Raw genomic sequence first — 21,434 nt, 5'->3', positions numbered from 1 at the left:
ACGCGGCAGGAGGGCAAAAAGGCATAGCGTTAACAGGCCCTAGTCGTTGCCGCTCAACTGCTTGAGCTGCGATTCCAGGGTTTTCTGCTGCTCGCTGTAATTCTTGAGCAGGGTTTCCAGGTTGGCGAAAATCGTCTTCTGCCGCGCCTCCCAGGTTTCCAGGCGATACTGCTCACGCTCGATCTTCTTGTCGATATTCTCCATGATGCTCTTGTAGTTGTCCCGCAAAGACATCAGGGCGCCGTTCTTGGACTTCAGGGCAATGGCGTCGTCTATTTCAGACTGCGTCATATTGCTCGTGATATTCACGGCCGTGAAACTCAGTTCGTCCTTGAAAAAACTGTTTACCGTCTGCGTCAGGCCCTGCTTGATGCGTACGTACATGGGCTCTTCGCCGGCCGGAGGATGATCGCCGAGGCTCAGGTCGTCAATCTGGATGGACAGGCCGCGCGCGTCGCCCTTGGCCACGCTGAAATAATTGCCCGGCATGCTCTCGTCGCGCGTGGCCTCCACGCCGCCGACGGTCACATTGGTGATTTGGGGCTTGCCGTCGCTGCCCGTCTCCACATGGTACTTTACTTCGTAATTGCCTGCCTTGGTAATGCCCTCGACATGGCTGCCGTAGCGGAAATCGGCGCTGGTGGAAGAACCCGTGCCGCTGGCGCAGAAAAAATCCACCACGGCTTCCAGGTTGTTGGTGATCATGTCATTGTAGCTTTCCTTATCCAGCGTCTGCAATTCCGCAATGCCGGACTTGGGGGCGATCACCAGCAGGCCGTAGGTCTCGCTGCTTTCATCCGTGTCGGTCTTGATGCCCAGATTGGCGAGGCTGGCCAGGACGTCGCCGGAAAGAATGTCGTCCGCCGACTGGCGGCTCTTGAAGCCGGGCGGCGAGGAGCTGAGCACGCTGGAAAAGCGGCTTTTGAACAACTGCACCCCGTAGTTGCCCTGCAACAGGCCGCCTTTCTGGTTGGTCAGGCCCGACGGACTATAGTTGTCCTTTTTAATATCATCGGGGTCGTTGGAGGTGACCTCCTTGTCCTCGTCATAGGAGGTATAGTCGCGGACGGTCAGCAGCACCGAGTTGACCGCGTCCAGAAAATTCTGGATGGACTGCTCCACCGAGGTAATGTCCGTGCTTATGCTGATGTGCGCGTCGCCCGTATTCTGGATGCTGAAGACCACGCCCTCAATGACGTCGCTCACGCTGTTGGAGGCCGACTCCATTTCCATGGGCCAGTTGTCCACGGTATAGCGGGCGTTGGCCGACCGCTGGATGGTCCAGTTGTCCGACGTGGCTACCTGGCCCTGCAGGGCCGGTCCTTCGAGGTTCTGAACGTTCTTGAGCTGGAGGTAGACAGGACCGTCAATAGCATCCAAGCCAAGAGGAGTGCCGTCGGCAGCCACATATTCCTTGCCGTCAGCGTCCGTATAGGCCACGCCCCAGTCGGCGGGCGCAGAGGTGGAATTGCCGTCCTTGTCCTTCCAGACAATACCCGTACCGTCTTTCAGTTTTGTCAGCACATCCTTCATGGTCTGGGGAGACGTCAGGGTCAGGGTTCCGGTCTTCCCGTCGTTGGTGGTGACGGTGTAGACCAGATCCGGCGGCTCTTCCAGGTAGGTGCCCGTGCCGTCAGTGTAGAACAGGGAATTTCCGGCAGTATTCGTTTTGGGCACCTTGGTGCTGGCTTCAAACGTGGTCGTGAAACCGGCGGTTCCGCTGGCGCCGGTGGTCAGTTTGAAATCCTTCACGTCGTCCAGTTTCAGGACCTGGTTGCCGTCGGTGCCCGTTGTGAGCGTTCCGGGATAGGCGGCATTAACGGCCTCCAGCAACTGCTGGTTGGTCATGTTGCTCGTCAGCGGCGTGCCGTCGGCCAGCTGATCCACATAAACGACGCTGCCGTCCTTCTTGGTGATGGTGAAGACAAGTTCGGAGCCCGGAGGCGGCGGGGTTTCGTCGTCCTTGCCGTCAATGCGCTTGCCCAGCTTGCCCGCAGCAAAGGTCAGGGTGGCGGAGGCGGAGTCCAGCGTACCGCCCAACTCGTCCCGGACGCCCTTGGCGGGCGTGTGATTGCTCTGCAGCTTGCCGGCGTCGGTGAGGTCGGCGCACGCCACATTTGTGACGCCGCTCAAGTTCACGCCCCAGGAGCCGGCGCTGTTCAGGCCGATGTCCACGCTGTCGCCGCTCTGGGTGGCCTGGGCCATCTGTACCAGCAGATCCCGCTTGCTGGCCCCGGCCTTGATCTTGAATTCGCGCGTGCCGCCGTCTTCCATGGTCATGGTGAAGGTCAGGAGGTCATTGTCCCCCTTGCCCTCGGCCATGCCGCCGGCGGCATTCAGCTTGTCGTCATTCAGGTTGCCGCTGCCCACCCCTACCCAGGTGGAGGGCGGCGTATAGGCTTCGTCCGAACTCTTGCGGCGGCTGAAGGACTTGACGCCGTCCATAAGCAGGTTGCCGTCAGTGTCCAGCCGGGCATTGATGCCCCCGGCGGCGGCGTTGAGAGCCGTCACCAGGTCGGCGGCGCTGGCATCGCCCTTGACGGTCACGGATTTTTTGGCGCCGTTCCGCAATACCAGGTCATAGGTATATTCCGTGGGATCGGTGAGGGTCCGGCCGGTATCCAGGCTGCCGTTGGTCAGCCAGGTAGAGTTCGTGCCCGAGGCCCCCATGCCCTTCAGATTGTTGTTGTAGATGATCAGGTTGTTGTCCGCGCCGGTATCCTTGCCCGCCACCTGGTAGACATAGCCGGAACCGGTCTGGATCAGGCTGATCTTGATGCCCGGATTTTCCGTGGAGTTGTTGATCATGCTGGCGAACGACTCCAGCGTGGTGCCGGCCGGAACCTTGATGCTGTGGTCCTTGCCCGCGTAATTGAAGCGGAAGTACTGCACGTCGCCCGTGTCGTTGATGACGTCGGTCTTGGAATTGAACACACAACCGGTATTGGCCCAGATGGCGTTGCTGGCCATCTGGCTGACCTTGATGGTGTGCTGCACGTCCTGGGCCGAGGCATTGGCCACGGCGGTGATGATGTTTTCGTTGCTGCTGCTGACGTTCTTGGTGACGAAGTTGTTTTTGTCGCTCAGCGCGGAGAGCATGCTGCTGGCGGCCTGCACCTGCTCGATGATCTTGCCGAAGGCCTCATAGCGCAGATTCCAGTCGCTTTTCCAGGCTTCAAGCCGGTTCAGCTGCGACGATTCGATCTTTTTGAGCTGCTCCAGCACCTTGTCGAAATTGGTGTCGTTGCCGCTCAGACCGGAGATGGCGTTGGAGCCGGAAATGCTGATTGCCATATGCGCCTCGCACTGCGAAAGATCTCTGCCGCGCCCGGGGCGCGGGCCCGCCACAAAAAAACAGCGGTGCGCACAAACTCATGCAAAATGCGTGCAAAGAATTTTTTGCCGGGTGCGGACAGGCGCGCTGCCGCGCCACCGGACACCGGGATCTTCCGTTCTCCTTTTCTAACGGCCGGAACGTGAAAAAGTTTAGAGCGGGAACGCCGAGCGCCGCGCGGCCACCGGAAACAGCGGCCGCGCGGCGCTCGAAAACCGCACTCGAAAAAGGACGGAGGACCGCTTACCCGGCCATGAACGCTTCCCAGCGCGCCAGCAAGGCCCGCAGGGCGTTGCCGCGGTGGCTGCGGGCGGTTTTTTCCTCCCGGGAAAGCTGGGCCGCGGTTTTGTTGATCAGGGGATCAAAAAAGACCGGATCATAGCCGAAGCCGTTCTCTCCGCGCGGCGCGGCCAGCAGGCGTCCTTCCCAGATGCCGCGCGCCACCATCTCCCCGCCGCCGGGCTTCACGGCGGCCATGCAGCTCACAAAGCAACAGGCCCGGCGGCTCTCGGGCACGTCGGCCAGTTCGTGCAGCAGCTTGCGGATGTTGCGCTGATCCCGGCTTTCGCCGGACAGGCTTTGCCAGTCGTCGGAATAGCGGGCCGAATAGACGCCGGGCCTGCCGTCCAGGGCCTCCACCATCAGGCCCGAATCGTCGGCCACGCTGACCAGGCCGGTGATCCCGGCCACGGCGCGGGCCTTGATCAGGGCGTTTTCCTCAAAGGTCGTACCGGTTTCCTCAATGTCCTCAATCAGGGGAAAGGCTTCCAGCCCGATGACTTCCACGCCGAACCCGGCCAGGGGCCCGGCCAGTTCGCGCACCTTGCCCGCGTTATGGGTCGCCAGGACGATGCGCTGTTTTTCTTCCGCCATATGTCAGCTCCTTTTGGAACGCGTTAGACTTGCCTGCGATGATGAGGAATGACCAGCGTGGCAACCAGGATGCCGCCGATGACCAGCACGCCGCCCGCCACCTGGGCCGGGGCGATGCTTTCGCCCAGCACCAGCACCGAGGCCACGGCCGCGAAGACCGGCAGGCTGTAGTAAACAATGCCCGCGCGCACCGGGCCGATTCTGTCCACGGCCAGGGTCCAGAACCAGAACGAGAAAAAGGAACAGCCCACCCCGGCGTACAGAATGCCCGTGACCAGGGCCGGGGAAAGCGTGGGCAGGGGCAGCAGGCAGGCCTCGGCCACGGTGAAAGGCAGGGAATAGAGCAGACCCAGACTGAAGGTCGCCACATTGAAGCCCAGGGGCGACACATCGCCGGAGCGCTGGCGCATGAACAGCGAGTAGAGCCCGAAGCAGAACGCGCCGCCCAGAGCCCAGAAGTCGCCGCTGTTGATGCGCAGTCCGGCCAGGCGTTGCCAGTCGCCCCGGCTGACCAGAATGATCACGCCCGCCAGCACCACCAGCATCCCGGCCAGGCGGCGCGGGGTAATGGGCTCGCCGTAGATGACGCGCGAAAAGAGCAGGATCACGATGGGCGCGGTGGGCACCAGCAGGGCCATGTTCAGGCTTTCCGTGGTCTGCCCGGCCTTGTAGATCAGGGTGTTCATCAGGGTGACGCCCAGCACGGCCATGAGCGAGAGATACAGCCAATGCCTGCGGATGCCGGGCCAGTCCCGCTTCAGATGCCGCCGGGCAAAAGGCAGAAGCACCACAAGGGCCACCAGCCAGCGCCAGAAATTGCACTGCCACGGGGGTATCAGGGTTGCCAGCGCCCTGGCGACCACAAAATTGCCGGACCAGATGACGGTGGCAAGCAGGGCGCTGCCGTAGCCCAAAGCGGTTTGCTGCATAATCGTCCTTTGCCGGACGGCGGCCGGGGGAATGAAAGGGAACAAGCCGCCGCGCGGTCAGGCAGCATAGCCGATTCCTGGGGCAAAGGCAAAAACGGGCCACAGCCGAAGCGGAGCACAGCCGCCATCGACCGACGGTGCTCCGCTTCCCGCTTTGCGCCATATGCCGCCCTTATGCCCGCGTTACGCTCCTGGAACCGCCCCGGAGCAGAAACGTCCCAAGGGCCAGACAGCAACAGAGCCCGAGCACCACAAGCAGCGCGTTGCCCAGCCCGACCCTGTGCGCAAGCCAGCCCAGGATGGGCGGAAAGAACAGCAGACCGCCGTAGGCCAGCACGGAGACGGCCGCGCTGGCCTCGCCGGGAGTGACGCCGGGATATTCCCCGGCGCGGCTGAACAGAATGGGGACAATGGGAGAAAGCCCCGCGCCCATGCAGGCATAGCCCAGAAGGCAGACGCCCGCCCTGGGAGAAAACAGGGCCAGGGCCATGCCGCAGGCCGCGAGCAGCGCCCCGCCGCAGGTCAGGGGGAAATCCCCGGCCCGGCTCCGCAGCCGGTCGGTGAAAATGCGGCAGAGCACTGTGGTTCCGGCAAAGGCCCCGTAAACCAGGGCGGCGGTCTGTTCATCGGCCCCTTTCACGCTGAAAAGCAGCAGACTGCCCCATTCCGCCACCGAGCCTTCGGCCGCGTAAGTGCACATGGCAAGCAGGCCGCAGCCGACAACGAAAAACGGCAAAGCGCGGGAGGCTCTTTTCCGCGCCGTTTGCTCCGTCGTGCCGTCCGGCTGGAGACGGGGCACGGCCAGCGGCCGGAAGCAGGCGCAGCCCCCGAGCACGCCGATGAAATTGACAAGCGGGCTGAAGCCCAGAGCGGCAAACAGCGCTCCCGCCAGCGAGCCCATGACGCCGCCGAGGCTGTAAGAGGCGTGCATGAGCGCCATGCACGGGGCATGGTAACGCCGCTCAATCTGTATCCCCTGCGTGTTCATGGCGACATCGGCCAAACCAGTGCCGCAGCCGACCAGCACGCAGGCCAAAGCGAGCGACAGCGGCGTGGAGGCCAGCCCGCAGAACGGAAGAGAAAAAAAGCAGCGCAAGGGAGCCGAGGCGGAGCACCGCACGGCTGCCCCAGCGCGCGATGAGCCGGGCGCTGCCGCAAAGCGCGGCCAGACCGGACACGCCGAGGCAGAGCAGGATAAGGCCTATCTGGGCATCGTCCGCTCCGGTCTGCGTTTTGAGCGCGGGCAGGCGCGCGGTCAACAGACCGTAGACAAGGCCGGGACAGATGAAGAAATACGCGCAGGCCGCGCGGGCCGTGCTGAACTCGGACCATTTCATGATACGTCACTTCCTTGAAACAGATCGCCCTTCAAAGGGAATCTGCCCTGAAATGCCCGGAGGATGCGGTCCGGGCGCCCTCCGCGCGCGGACTTCCCTCCTGGAACGGATCACTATAAACTATGGGGTAAGACAAGGGTCAAGGAGCATTGCGTGAAAAATGAAAAATTTCTGAAAACCGGGGAATTCGCCCGCTTGTGCCATACAACCAAGGAAACGCTCTTCCATTACGACCGGGAGGGCATCCTCAAGCCCAGGCACGTCTCGGGCAACGGCTATCGCCGTTACGGCCTGGAGCAGTTTTTCGATTTCGACATGATCTCCCTGTTGAAAGAAACCGGCAGCACGCTTGGAGAAATCCGGGTCTGCCGGGAAATGCACGATCCCCGCGCCTATTTGCGGCTGCTCCGCGAGCGCGCCGGAATCCTCGAAAAAGAGCGGGCGCGTCTGGCCCGGCGCGAAGCCATGCTGCGCAAGCTCATCGCCCTGACCGAAGAGACCATTGACGCGGACTTCGACAGGCTGCTGTTTGAGGAAAAGGAGACGGAACAGATCATTGCCGTGCCCACGGACCCGGAAAAAATTCTCAGCGGCGCGGGCAGCGTCGAATGCTACTCCGCCTGTCTGGCGCATGATCTGGAGCGCGGCAACAGCACGGACGCCCCGCTCGGCATGATCATCCCGGCGGAACAGGCCGGAAAAGGAGAATTCCGGCCCTGTTTTTTCTTTACCCGGGCGGAGGCGGGCGACGCGGGCGACGTACGGGAAATCCCCGCCGGACGCTATGCGGCCTTTTTCCACAAGGGCGAGGTGTTCAGCCAGGCCGCCGCTTTCGGGCACATGGTCAGGGCTGTTGCCGACGCGGGGCTGCGCATGCGCGGCGACGCCTACAGCTATGATTTGATGAGCCACCTGCTGACCGGGTCGGACGCGGCCTATGTGGCGAAATACATTGTCCGGCTGGAATGAAGCAATGCCGGCCCCGTATTGCCGGGCCGCCGGGGATGCTGTACACGGGCGGGTGGGAGGAAGAACCATGTCCCGGAATTTTTTTGTGGTCCTGCCCGTGGCGGAAGTGATCCGCCGCCTGGCGGCCTTTGCCCCTCTGCCCTCCGAAACGGCGTCCCTGACCGACCCGCGCGGCCTGGAAGGCCGGGTGCTGGCGGCGGACGTCATTGCCAGGGACGACGTGCCCCTGACCAGCCGCTCCGGCATGGACGGCTATGCCGTGCAGGCGGCGGACGTTTTCGGCGCGTCCGAGGGCAACCCGGTCTACCTGGCCCTCACGGGCCGCATCGCCGTGGACCGCCCGGCCGACTTCAGCCTGGAACCGGGCCAATGCGCGGCCATCGTCACCGGCGGCACGCTGCCGGACGGGGCCGATGCCGTGGTCATGGTGGAGCACAGTGCCGAACTGGCCGACGGCCAAAACGGGGAGACCCTGGTGGAAATCCGGCGGCCTGTGGCCCCGGGCACGCATGTGCTGCGGCGCGGCGACGACGCGCGTGAGGGCCGCCCGGCGCTCAGATCCGGCGTTCCGCTCCGCCCGCAGGAAATCGGACTGCTGGCCGCCTGCGGCGCGCGAAGCGTGAGCGTGCGCGCCCGGCCCAGGGTGGGCATCCTTTCCACCGGCGACGAGGTCATTCCTGTCAGCGCCGATCCCCGGCCCGGCCAGGTGCGCGACGTGAACAGCCACGCCCTGGCGGCCATCTGCCGCGAGGCCGGGGCCGAGCCTCGCCTGCCGGGCATTGTGCCCGACGACCTGGAAGCCATTGCCGCCGCTCTGCGGGAACACCTGGCCGACGTGGACGTGCTGCTGCTCTCGGGCGGCAGTTCGGTGGGCGCGCGCGATTTTACCGTCGCGGCCCTGGAACGCCTGCCCGATGCGGAAATTTTCTGCCGCGGCGTGGCCCTTTCGCCGGGCAAGCCGCTGATTCTGGCCCGCGTGGGGCAAAAATGCGTCTGGGGCCTGCCGGGCCAGGTGGCGTCGGCCCAGGTGGTCATGTTTGTGCTGGGCGCGCCCTTTCTGCGCCATCTGGCGGGGCGGGCCCGCGCCTTTGACCAGAGCCTCTGGCCCGCGCGCCGGGCCGTGCTGTCGCGCAACATGGCCTCCAAGCAGGGCCGCGAGGACTACCTGCGGGTGCGCCTGGAAGCCCCGGCCGACCCGGATTCCACCGGCGGCCTGCCCCTGGCCGTGCCCGTGCCCGGCCTGTCCGGCCTGTTGCGCACCCTGCTGGACGCCCAGGGTCTGGTACGCATTGACGCCGCCCTGGAAGGTTTGGAACAGGGCAGCGTGGTGGACGTGCTGCTGTTGTAGCCCGCTCAGAACAGATGTTAACAGATTCTTTTGGAGCCCGGCGCCGGCTCGCCCTCGCTCCCCGCGCTTTTCTTTTGCGCCCCAAGCGAGTATAATACCCGCTTCATCCGCAAGAGAGAGGAAATCCGTATGAAAATTGCAGATATATTCGATATTCCCGCGCCGGAACAGCGCATCCCCGTGCCCTACGTCATAGCCGAGGCGGGCGTGAACCACGAGGGCAGCATGGACATCGCCCGCCGCCTCATCGACGAAGCCGCCGAGGGCGGGGCCGACGCCATCAAGTTCCAGACGTATAAGGCCGCCACCCTGGCCTCCAAGGATTCGCCCGCCTACTGGGACACCAGCAAAGAACCCACCAAAAGCCAGTACGAGCTGTTCAAGCGGCATGATTCCTTCTGGAAAAATGAATTCGAAGCCCTCAAGAAGCACTGCGACGCGGCGGGCATCGCCTTTCTGTCCACGCCCTTTGACGTGGAATCCGCGCATTTTCTCAACGATCTCATGGACGTGTTCAAGATTTCCTCGTCCGACATCACCAACAAGCCCTTCATCCGCATTCTCTGCGATTTCCGCAAGCCCATCCTGCTCTCCACGGGCGCGGCCCATCTGCACGAAATCGTCGAGGCCGTGGAATGGATCGAGGAAAAGGGCAACAAGCTGGCCCTGCTGCACTGCGTGCTGAACTATCCCACGGCCGACGAAAACGCGGCTCTGGGCATGATTCCCGCGCTTAAGCGCCACTTCCCGCAGCACGTCATCGGCTATTCCGACCATACCCTGCCGCAGGACATGCATATCCTCGAAACGGCCACTCTGCTGGGCGCGCGCGTGCTGGAAAAACATTTCAGCCACGACAAGACCCTGCCCGGCAACGACCATTACCACGCCATGGACAAAGAAGACCTGAAGCGCTTTCACGCCCGGCTCCGGCGCACGCTGGACAGTGTGGGCGATCTCGACGTGCGCGCCCTGCCCGCGGAGGAACCGGCCCGGCAACACGCCCGCCGGTCCCTGGTCACGGCCCGCGCCGTGCCCGCCGGTCAGGCGCTGACTCCGGCGGACCTGACCTGGAAGCGTCCGGCCCACGGCATTTCCCCGCGCAACTATGACGAAGTGCTCGGCCTGCGCGCCCGGCGCGGCCTGCCGGAAGACACGGTGCTGACCTGGGCGGATCTGGACCGGGCATGAGCGCGCTCACGCCTGTGGATACGGCGTCCGGCGCGGTGCGCGGCGGCGTCAGCCTGGTGCTGGGGGCCATGCCGCGCGGAGCCGAGCCGGAAAGCCACTGGGCCGCCGGGCCATGGTGCTTTGCCGGTGAGGAGGATTTCTTCCCGGACTGGGAAGGCCGTTTCGTCTTCGCTCCGGAACCGTTGCGCGACCTCAAGGTGCTGGAGCGCACAGCCAAGGAGGCCCAGGCGCTGTGCGTGGACAGCCTGCCCGCCCTGGCCGCCCGACTCTGCCCGCACAGCGCGGAACTGCCGTCCCCCTACTGGGAAACCCTGCTCACGCCTTGGGCCATCGACGTCGCCAAGCAGATTGTGGAACGCTGGCAGCGGGTCAAAGCCATGACCGAGGCCTGGGGGCATCTGCCCCTGCGCGTGCCCCTGCTGCCGGAAAACTGCACCTTCAGCTTCCACGGCGAGCACGATTTCACCCTGCACGGCGCGCTGGGCCAGACCTTCAACCACTGGCTGCTTTCCCGCCTGCTGGAGGCCCATTGGCCCCGGGCCTGGCAAAAGAAAATGCTGCCCCCGCTCAGCGAGGCTTACGGCGACGAGGCCCCTGCGGATCTGAAAAGCCGTCTGCGGCAGTGGGCCCGGCGCACGCAACTGCGCCTGCTCTTCCCGCGCCTCAAAGGCATGAGCATCCGGCAGGCCCTGCGTTTTTCCCTCTCGCTGGTGCATGTGAGCGACGGTCCGGACCGCTCCCAGCCTTTGGCCGAAACCTACGGCAGCCGGGCCACGGGCGCGCGCGCCGACCTGCCCCTGGACCCCTTGCCCCTCTTTCTGGCCGCCCTGCCGCAATCCCTGGCGCGGCTACGCCACCCGGAACGGCTCAAGAAGCACCTCTTCCCGCCCTGCCTGCGCGTCGCCAGCGTGGCGGCCTATGAGGACGCGGCCTACCGCCAACGCCTGGCCGTCTGGCGCGCCCACGGCAACCGCCTGATGTACGTGCAGCACGGCGGCAACTACGGACAGGTGCGGGTCACCTGCGATACGGCCCTGGTGGAATACAGCCAACATGCCTTCGGCACCTGGGGCTGGAGCGAGCACGCGGGTAGCCGGGGCAATTTCATCCCCCTGCCCTATCCCCAGATCGCGCGCATCGCCGGACGCTGGCACGGTAAAAACGGCCGCCATCTGCTCTTTGTGGGCACGGAGATGCCCGCCTACGGCTACCGCCTGGACGCCCATCCCACGCCGCTCCAGATGATCCAGTACCGCGAGGACAAGCAGTGGTTCTTCGAGGCCTTGGGCCGCTCGCTGCAATCCCGCGCCTTTTACCGCCCCTATTTCGACGTGCCCGGCGCCCTGCAGGACGCCACATGGCTCTTGCCGCGCTTTCCCCGCGTACGCTTGAGCACCGGCCCGCTCACCCCGCAGATGCTGGCCTGCCGCCTGCTGGTCCTGGACCATCACGGCACCACCATGCTGGAAGCCCTGGCCGCCAATGTGCCCACAGTCATGTTCTGGACGCGCGAGGCCTGGCCGCTCACGCCGGAAAGCGAAGCCCTGCTGGACGTGCTGGCGCGGGCCGGAATCTGGTTCGGCACCGCCGAGGAAGCCGCCGCCAAGGTCAACCAGGTCTGGGAAGACCCGGTTTCCTGGTGGCGCAGCGCCGCCGTGCAGGCCGCGCGCCGTACCTATTGCGCCCTTCAGGCCATGATGGTCAAGGGCAGCGAAAATCCCTACTGGACCCAAACCCTGACGAAACTATGAAGCTATCTTCCCGCTGTTTCCTGTTTTTCCTCCTGGCCGCCGGGCTGCTCTGCTCCCCGGCCGCGCCGGGACTGCCCTCCCTGGTACCCGCGGCTCTGGCCGACGAGGCGGGCGACCTGCGCAATGCCCAGGCCGCCATTGAGAAGGCGGACTACGGCAAAGCCGTGTCCCTGCTCACCCCTCTGGCCGACAAGGGCAATGCCGAAGCGCTCTATGTGCTGGGCCGCCTGACCCTGGACGGCAAGGGCGTCAAAAAAAGCGAGCAGCGCGCGGCCCAGCTTTTCCGCCAGGCGGCGGAAAAGGGCGACATCAGCGCCCAGAATGCCTGGGGAACGGCTCAGGCCTCGGGCCAGGGCGTGCGCCGCAATTACCGTGAGGCGGCGCGCTGGTTTCGCAAGGCCGCCGAGCAAGGCCTGGCCATGGCCCAGTACAATCTGGGCTATCTTTACGCTTACGGCCGGGGCGTACCCAAGGATGAAAACACGGCCATCGACTGGTACAGCCGCGCCGCCAACCAGGGTTTGGCCGACGCCCAATATTCCCTGGGCTGGACCTATCTGAACAGCAAGGGCGAAAACCAGAGCGACACCAAGGCCGTGCACTGGTTCGAAAAGGCCGCCGAGCAGGACAACGTCAAGGCCCAGAACAACCTGGCCTATATGTATGCCGAGGGGCGCGGCTACGCCCAGGATCCGGTCAAGGCCGTGCAGTGGTACAACCGCGCCGCCGAGCGGGGCTACGCCGAGGCCCAGTACAATCTGGGCTTCATGTACGAGCAGGGCCGGGGCGTGCCGCAGGACTACAACAAGGCTGTGGAATGGTACCGCAAGGCCGCCGAGCAAAATGAGCCCGCGGCCCAGTACAGCCTCGGCCTGATGTACGACCAGGGCACCGGCGTGCCCCGCAATCTGAGCGAGGCCACCCGCTGGTACCGTTTGGCCGCCAAGAACGGCGACCCGGACGCCAAGGCCGTGCTTCGCGCGCAGGGCAAGCCCGAAACCGCGTCCAAACCCGCGCCCGCCGCCAAGCAGACCCGCAAGAAGCCCAGGCCGCAGTAATTTTTCCCGGACAGTACGGTAAAAGAGGCCGCGGAATCGCGGCCTCTTTTACGCTGGATATCTCTGCGAGGTCTTTAGAGCATTTTGCGCTTGAAATTATCGCTTAACGGCGAAGTAAATTCGTCTTGCGATACTTTCGCGGTGCGTTGAGATATTTTCAATATCAAAACGCTCTACATGCCGGCGGCGGCATTGGTCAGCTTCTCCAGCAGGCCGCGCATCTTCTTCACCACTTCCAGATCAGGGTCGGCACCATAGCGGGCGGCAATCCAGGCCGGGTCACTCCAGCTCAGCATGACGCCGTCCGGGCTTTCCCAGACCAGAATTTTCAACGGCAGATCCAGAGCCGCTTCCGGGGCGGCCTGCATCAGAGCCGTGCCCACGGCGGGATTGCCGAAAATGACCACCCGCGCGCCGGTCATGTCCAGGCCCGCGCCCTGGGCGTTGGCCTTGTGGTCCACAATGGCGAACACCGGGGCTTTGGCCGCCGTGAGCGTGTCGAGCAGGCGCTTCCAGACCGTGCCCAGATCGCCGTGGGCCTTTTTCCGCATCAGACCATTCTGCATATCATTCATGGGGATGTCCTTGGCTTGAGTTTCAGAGGCAATGCCTGTGTACAACAGGGCTAGCAGACAACACAGGGCCAGGCAAGACGCGATGCCGCCGGATTTGAATTCAGAGCTGTTCATATCATTCTCCCGCTCAGTTGGCCGCGACGCGGCGGCGCAGATATTTTTTTGCCGAATCGGCCATGCAGACCAGAGCCGCGCCCATCATGACGGCATCCTTGAGCACCAGCCGTCCCCTGCCGCTCAGGTAGGGGAAACCGTGTTCCGCGTCGCCCAGGTCGGGTACCCAGACCTGGGGCGTGGTGATCAGAAAGGAAAGCGTGACCAGGGACATGCCGAAAACCAGCAGGCCGCCCACGGCAGCCACCTGCGGCAGCCAGGGCTGGAAACAGAGCAGAATGCCCAAGCTGACGATGATCGCGCCGAGGATGTACGAAGCCGTATAGGTGCCGTGCTCCAGATGCCACCGGCGGTTTTCCGGCACCAGCTTGCCTTCGGGATTCATATGCGCCTTATAGTCCGAGGGTTCGTTCATCAGGAAACTCATGAAGGGACTCTCAGCCACAAAGGGTACAATGCCGTCCGCCTCATAGGGTGCGATTTTCAGGCCGCCGATCCAGAACAGAACCACAATGAGTCCCAGGCGGGTCAGGGAGACGGCAAAGGTTTCAGTGTCGGCCATGAGTTGAAAGGCGGATGCCATAGGGGTTTCCTCCGATTTGGGGGTGAGCGGGCGGGCCGGATGCCGAGCGGTTTTTCTTGTGCCGCCATTTATTAATTATCGTTTATTAAAAAATAGCGTCAAATGTCAAGAAAAAAATGCGGCGGGACTACATCCGCCGCGCGGCCCGGAACTGGCAAGGGAAAGAACACGACAACCGATGCGGCAGCGACGATTTCAGCCTGTCGGCTTACTGATCAGGTCGGCCATGCGGCGTATTTCCGGAAATCAACGGCGGTCGATGCGCAACCCTCAACAGGAAGAGCTGATCGCATGAAAATGTTTCCAACGTCAGCCTGCCCCGGCAAAAAAGATGGGCTGACCGGTCGTAAGCGGACCGCGTGCGCAGGCCTCCACGGGGAGAAAAACGCGAATACGCGCCGCATATTGTCCGTAAAAAGTAAAAATATGTTATTGTGAACAGGTTTCATAAAATTTATTCTCTGTCGGTCATCTCAATTCGTGTATTTGACACAGAAAGGCTTTGTCAAATATGCTGCCTCCGTAAAATAATTTTACCTCGTATTCCTCGTAAAAAACATCTATTATGCTATTTTTTGCACGACAACCCATATTCACAGTACGCGGCACGCTATACGGGTATGAACTGCTCTTTCGGGATCAGTCCAATCTGGCCGCCGCCAATATTCAGGACGGCAGCCAGGCGACCTCGGAAATCATTGTCGACGGAATTTCGTTTGCTTCCGCCCACTCCGGCGCGCGCACAAAAGTTTTTATAAACATACCTGATGAACTGTTGCGCAGCGAGATCCTTGAATCCCTGTCGCCGGACATGTGCATTCTCGAAATCCTGGAAACAGTTCCCTGTACGCGGGAGAATATTGCCGTTCTGCGGCATCTGAAATCCCTCGGTTACACCCTGGCCCTGGATGATTACAGGGGGCAGCGGGGAGTGGAAGGGTTTCTTGATCTTGTGGATATCGTGAAGGTGGATTTCCAGAGCGCGCCCGCCCGGCGGCTGGCGGGCGTCTCGGAAGGCCTGCGCAAGCGCGGCGTCACGATGCTGGCGGAAAAAGTGGAAAGCCATCAGGAGGCGGAATGGGCCGGGGATGCCGGGTACGAACTGCTTCAGGGCTTTTATTTTCAGCGTCCCGAGCTGATCTCCGCCAAAAGGCTGACGCCCGACGCGCACACCAAATTACGGATATTGTACTATCTGGCCTCAGGCAAGATAGAACGGAAAGAACTGTTCACTCTCCTTTCCTGTAGTCCGCAACTGGCGTTCAGGCTGCTCAATTTTGTCAACTCAGTCGCCTTTTCTTTCCGGGAAAAAATAGATTCAATAAAACAAGCCATCGTGCTCATGGGCGTGGACCGGCTGCGCCGCTGGCTTTCGGCCATGCTCATCGCCGATCAGAGCCACACTTCCGACACCGCACGGGAATTGTCCATACTGTGCATCTTCCGCGCGCATTTCCTGCGCGATATGGCAGACTCCATCGGCTCCTCCTATGCGGAGCAGCTTTTCGCGCTGGGGCTTTTTTCCACCCTGGACGCCATGTACCGCACGTCCTTTGAAAATCTTTTTGAGCGGGCCTCCCTGAACGAAGCGGTGAAAAAGGCGCTTATCTCGCAGGAAGGCGGTTTTTATCCCTGGCTCAGAGCCGTGCTCTGTCTTGAGGCGGGCAGCATAGACGAAGCGGCGCGGCTCTTTGAGGCTCTGGGCGTCTCTGATCTGCGTGAGATCGCGAAAAAATACAGGACAGCCATGTCGCGGGCCTTGACCTTTCACACCTTCGCCGAAACGCTCTGACAGCCGCCTGCTGTCGGCATACCCGCCTTCCGGCAGAATCCTGTCACGGCTCTCGGTTCCCTCTCCACGCCTGTTCGCAACTGCTTCGCGGCAAAACAAAAATCCGACGGCCGCTTATACCGCGCAAGACACACGGGCGGTGGAAGCACAAACGCGTTTGGATGAGGACCGAGCCCGGTGGGATGCCATGCCGCCTGCGGCGGCGCGCACCCCCTTGAACAAGGCGTCTGAATAAACGTAGGCGTTCCCTGATGATAACACATTGCTATATGTTGGTGCCGACCGGTAAACGACCTTGATTTCCTGTACGATTGTCCTATGCCCCGCATCCTTTGAGGACTCCGCTAATGTTCTGTATTTCGTCCCGTCTCCACGCGCGCCGTCCCATCTGCTCCCGGCGCCCAGGACGACAAGGCATATCAGCATGGCGGTGACCCGCATGATGGACCTGCCGCCGTCCAGACAGCGCAGAGCGTCGGCGAGCCGCCGCACGCCTCCGCCCGGCACGCGCTCTTGCCAAGGTCCGGCGGAACGCATATGCTGTTGCCCTGTTTTGCGGCGCTGTCGCTTCCTTTCGGGAAAATAAAATTATCGCTGCCGCCCATGCGGCGGCAAGGCATTTCAATGTTGAAATGCGCTCATGACGAACAAAAGGGGCGGGGGCTTGAGTTTCCGTTCTTTTACCCGTCCAGGCGACGAACCCGCTGTGGGTCATCCGGCCATTCCCCAAGGGACGGGTTTTTTATTTTCGCCGGAGCGGCTCACTGATCCCGGCGGATACGGACTTTTGAGGCAGACATGGATAAGGATCGCAAGGAAGCCTTGCAGGTGGCCAAGGAACTGACCGCCAAATTCATTGAAACGCGCACGGTTTCGCCGGGCAATTTCGCGGAAATATTTCCCGCCGTCTACCGGGTGGTCTACGAAGCCATTCGCGACAGCGCGGATGAAACCGGCGGGCCGCAGGCGTGAGCGCCTCTCCTACTTCCCCATCCGGTCCGGCTTCCGGTCAGTCCCGCGCCCATGACGCGGCCGTGGCCGGCATGTTCGGCCGCATTGCGCGTTTTTACGATCTGCTCAACCGGCTGCTGAGCCTGGGCGTGGACCAGTACTGGCGCAAGGTGCTGGCCCGCAACGTGCGCCTCGGCCAGGGCGGCGTGGTGCTGGACCTGGCCGCCGGAACCCTGGACGTGGCCCTGGCCGTGCGCCGCCGCTACCCCACGGCCCTGGTGCCCGCGCTGGATTTCTGCCCGCCCATGCTGGCTTTGGGCCGCCGCAAGCTCAGAGACGAAAATGCCCGGCGCATCCTGCCCGTGGCCGCTGACGCCAAGCAGCTGCCCCTGCCGGACGCCTCGGTGGACTGCATCACCATGGCTTTCGGCATCCGCAACATTCTGCCGCGTGAGGCCGCATTCGCGGAAATGCTGCGCGTGCTGCGGCCCGGCGGCCGGGCCTGCATCCTGGAGTTCGGTTCCGGCCAGGAACGGATCTGGGGCGGGCTGTACAATTTTTATCTGAACCGGATCCTGCCGCGCGTGGGCCGGATGTTTTCCAAAGACCCGGCGGCTTACGGCTACCTGGCGGACACCATCCGTGCCTTTCCCACAGCCCGGAAACTGGAGGAGGAAATGCTGCGCGCCGGATTCGCCCGCGCCTGGCATCTCAAGCTGACCTCGGGCATCGTCTGCCTGCATGTGGGGGAGAAGGGATAACAAACCCGGGAAAAAGACAAGTCCGGAACCGTCAACAATCATTATAAACGGTTCCGGGGGTTCTCTTTAGAGCCTGTTACGCTTGAGATTTCCGCGTAACGGCGGCCAAGGCCGGGCATTTTCACCATAGAGAGAATTTCATAAGGAAGCGGGCGATTGCCCGCTGACGCAGATCAGGGGACAAAAGACGTTTTTTACAGACAAGCCAGTGCAACGACCAGCAGCCCCGCCGCCACCGCCGCCAGGCCGGCCAGACGCAACTGGCTCTCCGGGCGGGGCAGCAGACTGGCCATGGCCCGGCGCATGCCGCCGGGAAACAGCGCCCAGCACAGGCCTTCCAGCACAAAGGCCAAGCCCAGGGCGCGCAGAAACAGGGCAAGATCAAACTGCATGTTTTCTGGTGACGGAAAATCAGGCTTTTGTAAAGGAAAGAACCATGATCACATTTGAAGCGCTGCGGGAACGCCGTCAACCCCTGGCCGTGGTGGGCCTGGGTTACGTGGGCCTGCCCCTGGCCGTGGCCCTGTCGCGGCATATGGACGTGCTGGGTTTCGACATCAACGCCGGACGTATCGCGGAGCTGGCCCAGGGCCACGACCGCACCCGTGAAGTCAGCGACGAGGGGCTCAGGGCCGCCACAACGCGCTACACCAGCGACCCGGCGGATCTGGCGCAGGCCGCCGTGATCATCGTGGCCGTGCCCACGCCCATCGACGACCACCGCTCCCCGGATCTCACGCCCGTGGTGGGGGCCACCACCACCGTGGGCCGTCATATGTCCAAGGGTTGCGTGGTGGTCTATGAATCCACGGTCTATCCCGGCCTGACGGAAGAAATCTGCGTGCCCATCCTGGAAAAGGAATCGGGCCTGCGCTTCGGCAGCGACTTCACGGTGGGCTATTCGCCGGAGCGCATCAATCCCGGCGACAAGGTTCACACCCTGGAAACCATCACCAAAATCGTTTCCGGCTCGGATCAGGCCACGGCGGACCTGCTGGCGCAAATCTACGGCTCGGTGGTCCGGGCGGGCATCCACCGCGCCTCCAGCATCAAGGTGGCCGAGGCCGCAAAGGTCATCGAGAACACCCAGCGCGACCTGAACATCGCCCTGATGAACGAATTGGCCGTCATTTTCGAGCGCCTGGGCATCGATACCCTGGAGGTGCTGGAAGCGGCAGGCAGCAAATGGAACTTCCTGCCCTTCCGGCCCGGCCTGGTGGGCGGGCACTGCATCGGCGTGGACCCCTATTACCTGACCTTCAAGGCCGAGGAGCTGGGCTTCCATCCGGAAGTGATCCTGGCGGGGCGCCGGATCAACGACAATATGGGCAAATACGTGGCCGAATGCGCGGTCAAGCGGATGATCAAATGCGGACGGGTCGTCAGCGGCGCGCGGGTGGGCATTCTGGGCTTTACCTTTAAGGAAAACGTGCCGGACCTGCGCAATACCCGCGTGGTGGATGTGGTGCGCGAGCTCAGGGATTACGGCGTGGACGTGCTGGTCAGCGACGCCCAGGCCGATCCGGCGGAAGCCCTGCACGAATACGGGCAGGAACTGGCGCCCCTGGACGAACTGCGCAATCTGGACGCCCTGATTCTGGCCGTGTCCCACCGGGAGTACACGGCCCTGACGCCCGGCGAACTCAAGCGACGCTTCGCGGATCCGGACAAAGCCGTGCTGCTGGACGTGAAGGCCTTTTTCGATCCCGCAGCCATGCGCGCGGCGGGCATCGACTACTGGAGGCTGTAGAGCCGGTGTGTTTGCTGCTCTGCGCGGCCACGGGCCGGGAGCTGGCCGCCCTGGCCCCGGCGCTCTTTCCCGAAGCGGACTCTCTGGAGGAAATGCGCCTCATTCCCGTGCGCCTCAAAGGCCGAAAGGCGTTGGCCTGCGTCACCGGCGTGGGTCCGCTCAATGCGGCTCTGGCCATGGGCCATTGCCTGGGCCGGGCGGCGGCGGAGAACCGGCCCGTCACAGCGGTGCTCAACGCGGGTCTGGCGGGCGCGTTTGATCTGGACGCGCTGCCCCTGCGCACGCTCTGCCTGGTGCGCGAGGAAATCTGGCCGGAATACGGCCTGCACGACGGGCGGCATGTGACGGCCAGGGCGTTCAGCTTTCCGCTCTGGCGGCGCGGCGGCGTGAACGGCGCGGAAGACGCGGAGGTCTATGACCGCCTGCCCCTGTCCGGCCCGGAGGCCCTGCCGGAGTTCGCTCTCAAGCCCGGCCGCATGGATGCGTTTACAAGGTGCCGCTCGCTGACCGTGGCCGGAGTCAGCGCCAGCTTTGACCGGGCCCGCGAGCTCTGGAACCGCTATCACGCGGAGCTGGAAAACATGGAGGGCTTTGCCGTGGCTTATGCCTGCGCCAGAGCCGGGATTCCCTGCGTGGAGATCCGCTGCGTATCCAACAAGATGGGTCCGCGCAGAAAAGAGGAAAAGGATTTTCCGGGCGCGCTGCAAGCCCTCGGCGCGGCGCTGCCCTCACTCAACCTGTTGTGAGCCATGGCAAACATCCTTCTCAAAGCACGCCTCGCCCTGGAACTGCCGCCCGTCAACGCGGCCCTGGAACGCGCGGCCCGCGGCCTGCCCGAACCCGTGCGGCCCGTGGCCCTGCATATTTTTGAAGCGGGCGGCAAACGCCTGCGTCCCTTGCTGGTGGTGCTCACGGCCCGCCTGCTGGGCTATCAGCGCGAGGATATCTACGATCTGGCCGTGACCATGGAAATGCTGCACGCGGCCACACTGCTGCATGACGACGTGCTGGACAACGCCGCCAGCCGCCGGGGCAAGCCCGCCGCGCACACCATTTTCGAAGTGACGCCCACCATCCTGGCGGGCGACGCCCTGCTGGCCCAGGCCAACGCCCTGGTGGCGGGCTTCGGCGATCCGCGCCTCTCCCTTTGTTTTTCCGAGGCTACCAGCCGCACCGCGGCCGGTGAGATTCTGGAAATCGCGGCCCAGCGCCGGGTGGACACCAGCGCCGAGGAATACGCGGAAATCGTGCGCGGCAAAACCGCCTGGCTGATCCGCGCCTCCTGCCAGCTGGGCGCGCTGCGCGCGGGCGGCACGGACGCGCAGGTGGAGGCGGCGGCCGCTTACGGCGAAAATCTGGGCATGGCCTTCCAGATGGTGGATGACGCCCTGGATTTCGCGCCCGAAAGCCTTACCGGCAAGCCCACGGGCGGCGACGTGCGCGAGGGCAAGCTCACCCCGCCCCTGCGCCTCTACCGCATGGGCCTGGCCGACGGCGAGCGCGCGGCCTTTGACGCGGCCTTCGGCTGCGGCCTGATGACCGAAAACGACGCCGCCGCCATTGCCGGACGCATCCGCGACGCCGGGCACGACCGGCAGACCCGCCTGGATGCCGACGCCTACCTGGCCACGGCACGCGCCTCCCTGGACGCCCTGCCGGACAGGCCGGAGCGCGAGCTCATGCGCCAGATGGCGGATTATGTGCGCGACAGGAAAAAGTAAACGCCCACAACGTATTATTTGATATAACAAGCTGATATTGTGAGCGAAGCCACCTCTGCTCCGCCGCAGCGCAGCGAAGGCGGATGGCTGGTGCCGAAAGAATCCCCAAAAAATAAGATTTTTGTGTGCTGTCAAGGGAAACGCTGTTTTTTTGCGCGGAGCGTACTCTAGAGCAGAGTACCTTTGAAACGCTACACGTTTCAAAGGGTTCATTTGGGCAAAAATGCGATTTTTGCCCAAATCCACGCCGCTTCGCGGCGCGCCTCACCGTATTCGGCGTTAGAGCATTTTAAAGTTAAAATGCTCTAGGGCCTGTTAACACTAATTGTCAAAACGTTCTTCATGGGTTAACTTTGCCCTATGAAGATATCCAAAGAACAATATGAACGCATTGCGG

General features: G+C 63.2%; 19 protein-coding genes. 11 read left to right on the top strand and 8 right to left on the bottom strand.

Annotated features, from left to right (window positions below):
- Positions 1 to 39 precede the first annotated feature (39 nt).
- The 5 genes from fliD to KH208_RS09375 all read right to left on the bottom strand — a co-directional run bounded on the left by fliD (position 40) and on the right by KH208_RS09375 (position 6,473).
- Positions 40 to 3,294 carry a flagellar filament capping protein FliD gene (fliD, locus tag KH208_RS09395; RefSeq protein ID WP_291435740.1) on the bottom strand — a complete coding sequence of 1,085 codons (3,255 nt, stop codon included), beginning with the start codon at positions 3,292 to 3,294 and terminating at the stop codon, positions 40 to 42.
- 283 nt (positions 3,295 to 3,577) lie between these two features.
- Positions 3,578 to 4,207 (bottom strand): RdgB/HAM1 family non-canonical purine NTP pyrophosphatase, encoded by a 630-nt coding sequence (gene rdgB / locus KH208_RS09390; RefSeq protein WP_291435738.1) that lies wholly within the window; start codon positions 4,205 to 4,207, stop codon positions 3,578 to 3,580.
- Between the two features lie 23 nt (positions 4,208 to 4,230).
- The gene (locus KH208_RS09385) at positions 4,231 to 5,136 is read right to left on the bottom strand and encodes a DMT family transporter (RefSeq protein WP_291435736.1); all 906 of its coding nucleotides are present in this window, start codon (positions 5,134 to 5,136) and stop codon (positions 4,231 to 4,233) included.
- 172 nt (positions 5,137 to 5,308) lie between these two features.
- Entirely contained in the window at positions 5,309 to 6,163 is an 855-nt protein-coding gene (locus KH208_RS09380; protein ID WP_367114956.1) for an MFS transporter, read from the bottom strand.
- The gene (locus KH208_RS09375) at positions 6,099 to 6,473 is read right to left on the bottom strand and encodes a hypothetical protein (RefSeq protein WP_291435733.1); all 375 of its coding nucleotides are present in this window, start codon (positions 6,471 to 6,473) and stop codon (positions 6,099 to 6,101) included. Before KH208_RS09375 ends, KH208_RS09380 begins: the two co-directional genes overlap by 65 nt.
- 153 nt (positions 6,474 to 6,626) lie before the next feature.
- Here KH208_RS09375 and KH208_RS09370 point away from each other — a divergent pair, with 153 nt between their 5' ends.
- The 5 genes from KH208_RS09370 (at position 6,627) to KH208_RS09350 (ending at position 12,790) form a co-directional block, all read left to right on the top strand.
- Positions 6,627 to 7,442, top strand: coding sequence for a MerR family transcriptional regulator (locus KH208_RS09370; RefSeq protein WP_291435732.1), 816 nt, complete (start codon positions 6,627 to 6,629; stop codon positions 7,440 to 7,442).
- 67 nt (positions 7,443 to 7,509) lie between these two features.
- Positions 7,510 to 8,790, top strand: a complete 1,281-nt coding sequence (gene glp / locus KH208_RS09365) for a gephyrin-like molybdotransferase Glp (protein ID WP_291435730.1) — start codon at positions 7,510 to 7,512, stop codon at positions 8,788 to 8,790.
- Positions 8,791 to 8,919: 129 nt separating this feature from the next.
- On the top strand, positions 8,920 to 9,981 hold the full coding sequence (locus tag KH208_RS09360; RefSeq protein WP_291435729.1) for an N-acetylneuraminate synthase family protein: 1,062 nt from the start codon (positions 8,920 to 8,922) through the stop codon (positions 9,979 to 9,981).
- Positions 9,978 to 11,732: an LIC12162 family protein gene (locus KH208_RS09355; RefSeq protein WP_291435727.1), complete on the top strand. Its 1,755-nt coding sequence runs from the start codon at positions 9,978 to 9,980 to the stop codon at positions 11,730 to 11,732. Before KH208_RS09360 ends, KH208_RS09355 begins: the two co-directional genes overlap by 4 nt.
- Positions 11,729 to 12,790: a tetratricopeptide repeat protein gene (locus tag KH208_RS09350; RefSeq protein ID WP_291435726.1), complete on the top strand. Its 1,062-nt coding sequence runs from the start codon at positions 11,729 to 11,731 to the stop codon at positions 12,788 to 12,790. The genes KH208_RS09355 and KH208_RS09350 overlap by 4 nt, the downstream gene beginning before the upstream one ends.
- A 173-nt stretch (positions 12,791 to 12,963) precedes the next feature.
- On the opposite strand, the gene KH208_RS09345 is transcribed toward KH208_RS09350, so the two are convergent.
- On the bottom strand, positions 12,964 to 13,479 hold the full coding sequence (locus tag KH208_RS09345) for a DUF302 domain-containing protein (protein ID WP_291435725.1): 516 nt from the start codon (positions 13,477 to 13,479) through the stop codon (positions 12,964 to 12,966).
- A 13-nt stretch (positions 13,480 to 13,492) separates the two neighbouring features.
- Positions 13,493 to 14,062 carry a DUF417 family protein gene (locus tag KH208_RS09340; protein WP_291435723.1) on the bottom strand — a complete coding sequence of 190 codons (570 nt, stop codon included), beginning with the start codon at positions 14,060 to 14,062 and terminating at the stop codon, positions 13,493 to 13,495.
- Positions 14,063 to 14,627: 565 nt separating this feature from the next.
- Between KH208_RS09340 and KH208_RS09335 the strand changes: the two genes are divergently transcribed.
- The 3 genes from KH208_RS09335 to KH208_RS09325 all read left to right on the top strand — a co-directional run bounded on the left by KH208_RS09335 (position 14,628) and on the right by KH208_RS09325 (position 17,566).
- Entirely contained in the window at positions 14,628 to 15,854 is a 1,227-nt protein-coding gene (locus KH208_RS09335; RefSeq protein WP_291435721.1) for an EAL and HDOD domain-containing protein, read from the top strand.
- 798 nt (positions 15,855 to 16,652) lie between these two features.
- Complete coding sequence (locus KH208_RS09330; protein WP_291435718.1) at positions 16,653 to 16,826, top strand: hypothetical protein; 174 nt, start codon at positions 16,653 to 16,655, stop codon at positions 16,824 to 16,826.
- Positions 16,823 to 17,566: a ubiquinone/menaquinone biosynthesis methyltransferase gene (locus KH208_RS09325; protein ID WP_291435716.1), complete on the top strand. Its 744-nt coding sequence runs from the start codon at positions 16,823 to 16,825 to the stop codon at positions 17,564 to 17,566. Before KH208_RS09330 ends, KH208_RS09325 begins: the two co-directional genes overlap by 4 nt.
- A gap of 194 nt (positions 17,567 to 17,760) precedes the next feature.
- Here the strand turns inward: KH208_RS09325 and KH208_RS09320 are convergent, their stop codons facing one another.
- Positions 17,761 to 17,958, bottom strand: a complete 198-nt coding sequence (locus KH208_RS09320) for a DUF2065 domain-containing protein (protein ID WP_008683528.1) — start codon at positions 17,956 to 17,958, stop codon at positions 17,761 to 17,763.
- Positions 17,959 to 18,002: 44 nt separating this feature from the next.
- On the opposite strand from KH208_RS09320, the gene KH208_RS09315 reads away from it, so the two are divergent.
- The 3 genes from KH208_RS09315 to KH208_RS09305 are packed head-to-tail and all read left to right on the top strand — an operon-like array spanning position 18,003 to position 21,037.
- A complete protein-coding gene (locus KH208_RS09315; RefSeq protein ID WP_291435714.1) occupies positions 18,003 to 19,316 on the top strand; it encodes a nucleotide sugar dehydrogenase in 1,314 nt (437 codons plus the stop codon).
- 5 nt (positions 19,317 to 19,321) lie between these two features.
- Positions 19,322 to 20,062 (top strand): futalosine hydrolase, encoded by a 741-nt coding sequence (gene mqnB / locus KH208_RS09310; RefSeq protein ID WP_291435713.1) that lies wholly within the window; start codon positions 19,322 to 19,324, stop codon positions 20,060 to 20,062.
- 3 nt (positions 20,063 to 20,065) lie between these two features.
- Positions 20,066 to 21,037 (top strand): polyprenyl synthetase family protein, encoded by a 972-nt coding sequence (locus KH208_RS09305; protein ID WP_291435712.1) that lies wholly within the window; start codon positions 20,066 to 20,068, stop codon positions 21,035 to 21,037.
- Positions 21,038 to 21,434: the final 397 nt, after the last annotated feature.

The organism is Desulfovibrio sp. (genome assembly GCF_018379785.1).
In the GTDB taxonomy this organism is placed as follows: domain Bacteria; phylum Desulfobacterota; class Desulfovibrionia; order Desulfovibrionales; family Desulfovibrionaceae; genus Desulfovibrio.
Note: the sequence above shows the minus strand (reverse complement) of the source record. Positions and strands in the feature narration are given on the sequence as shown.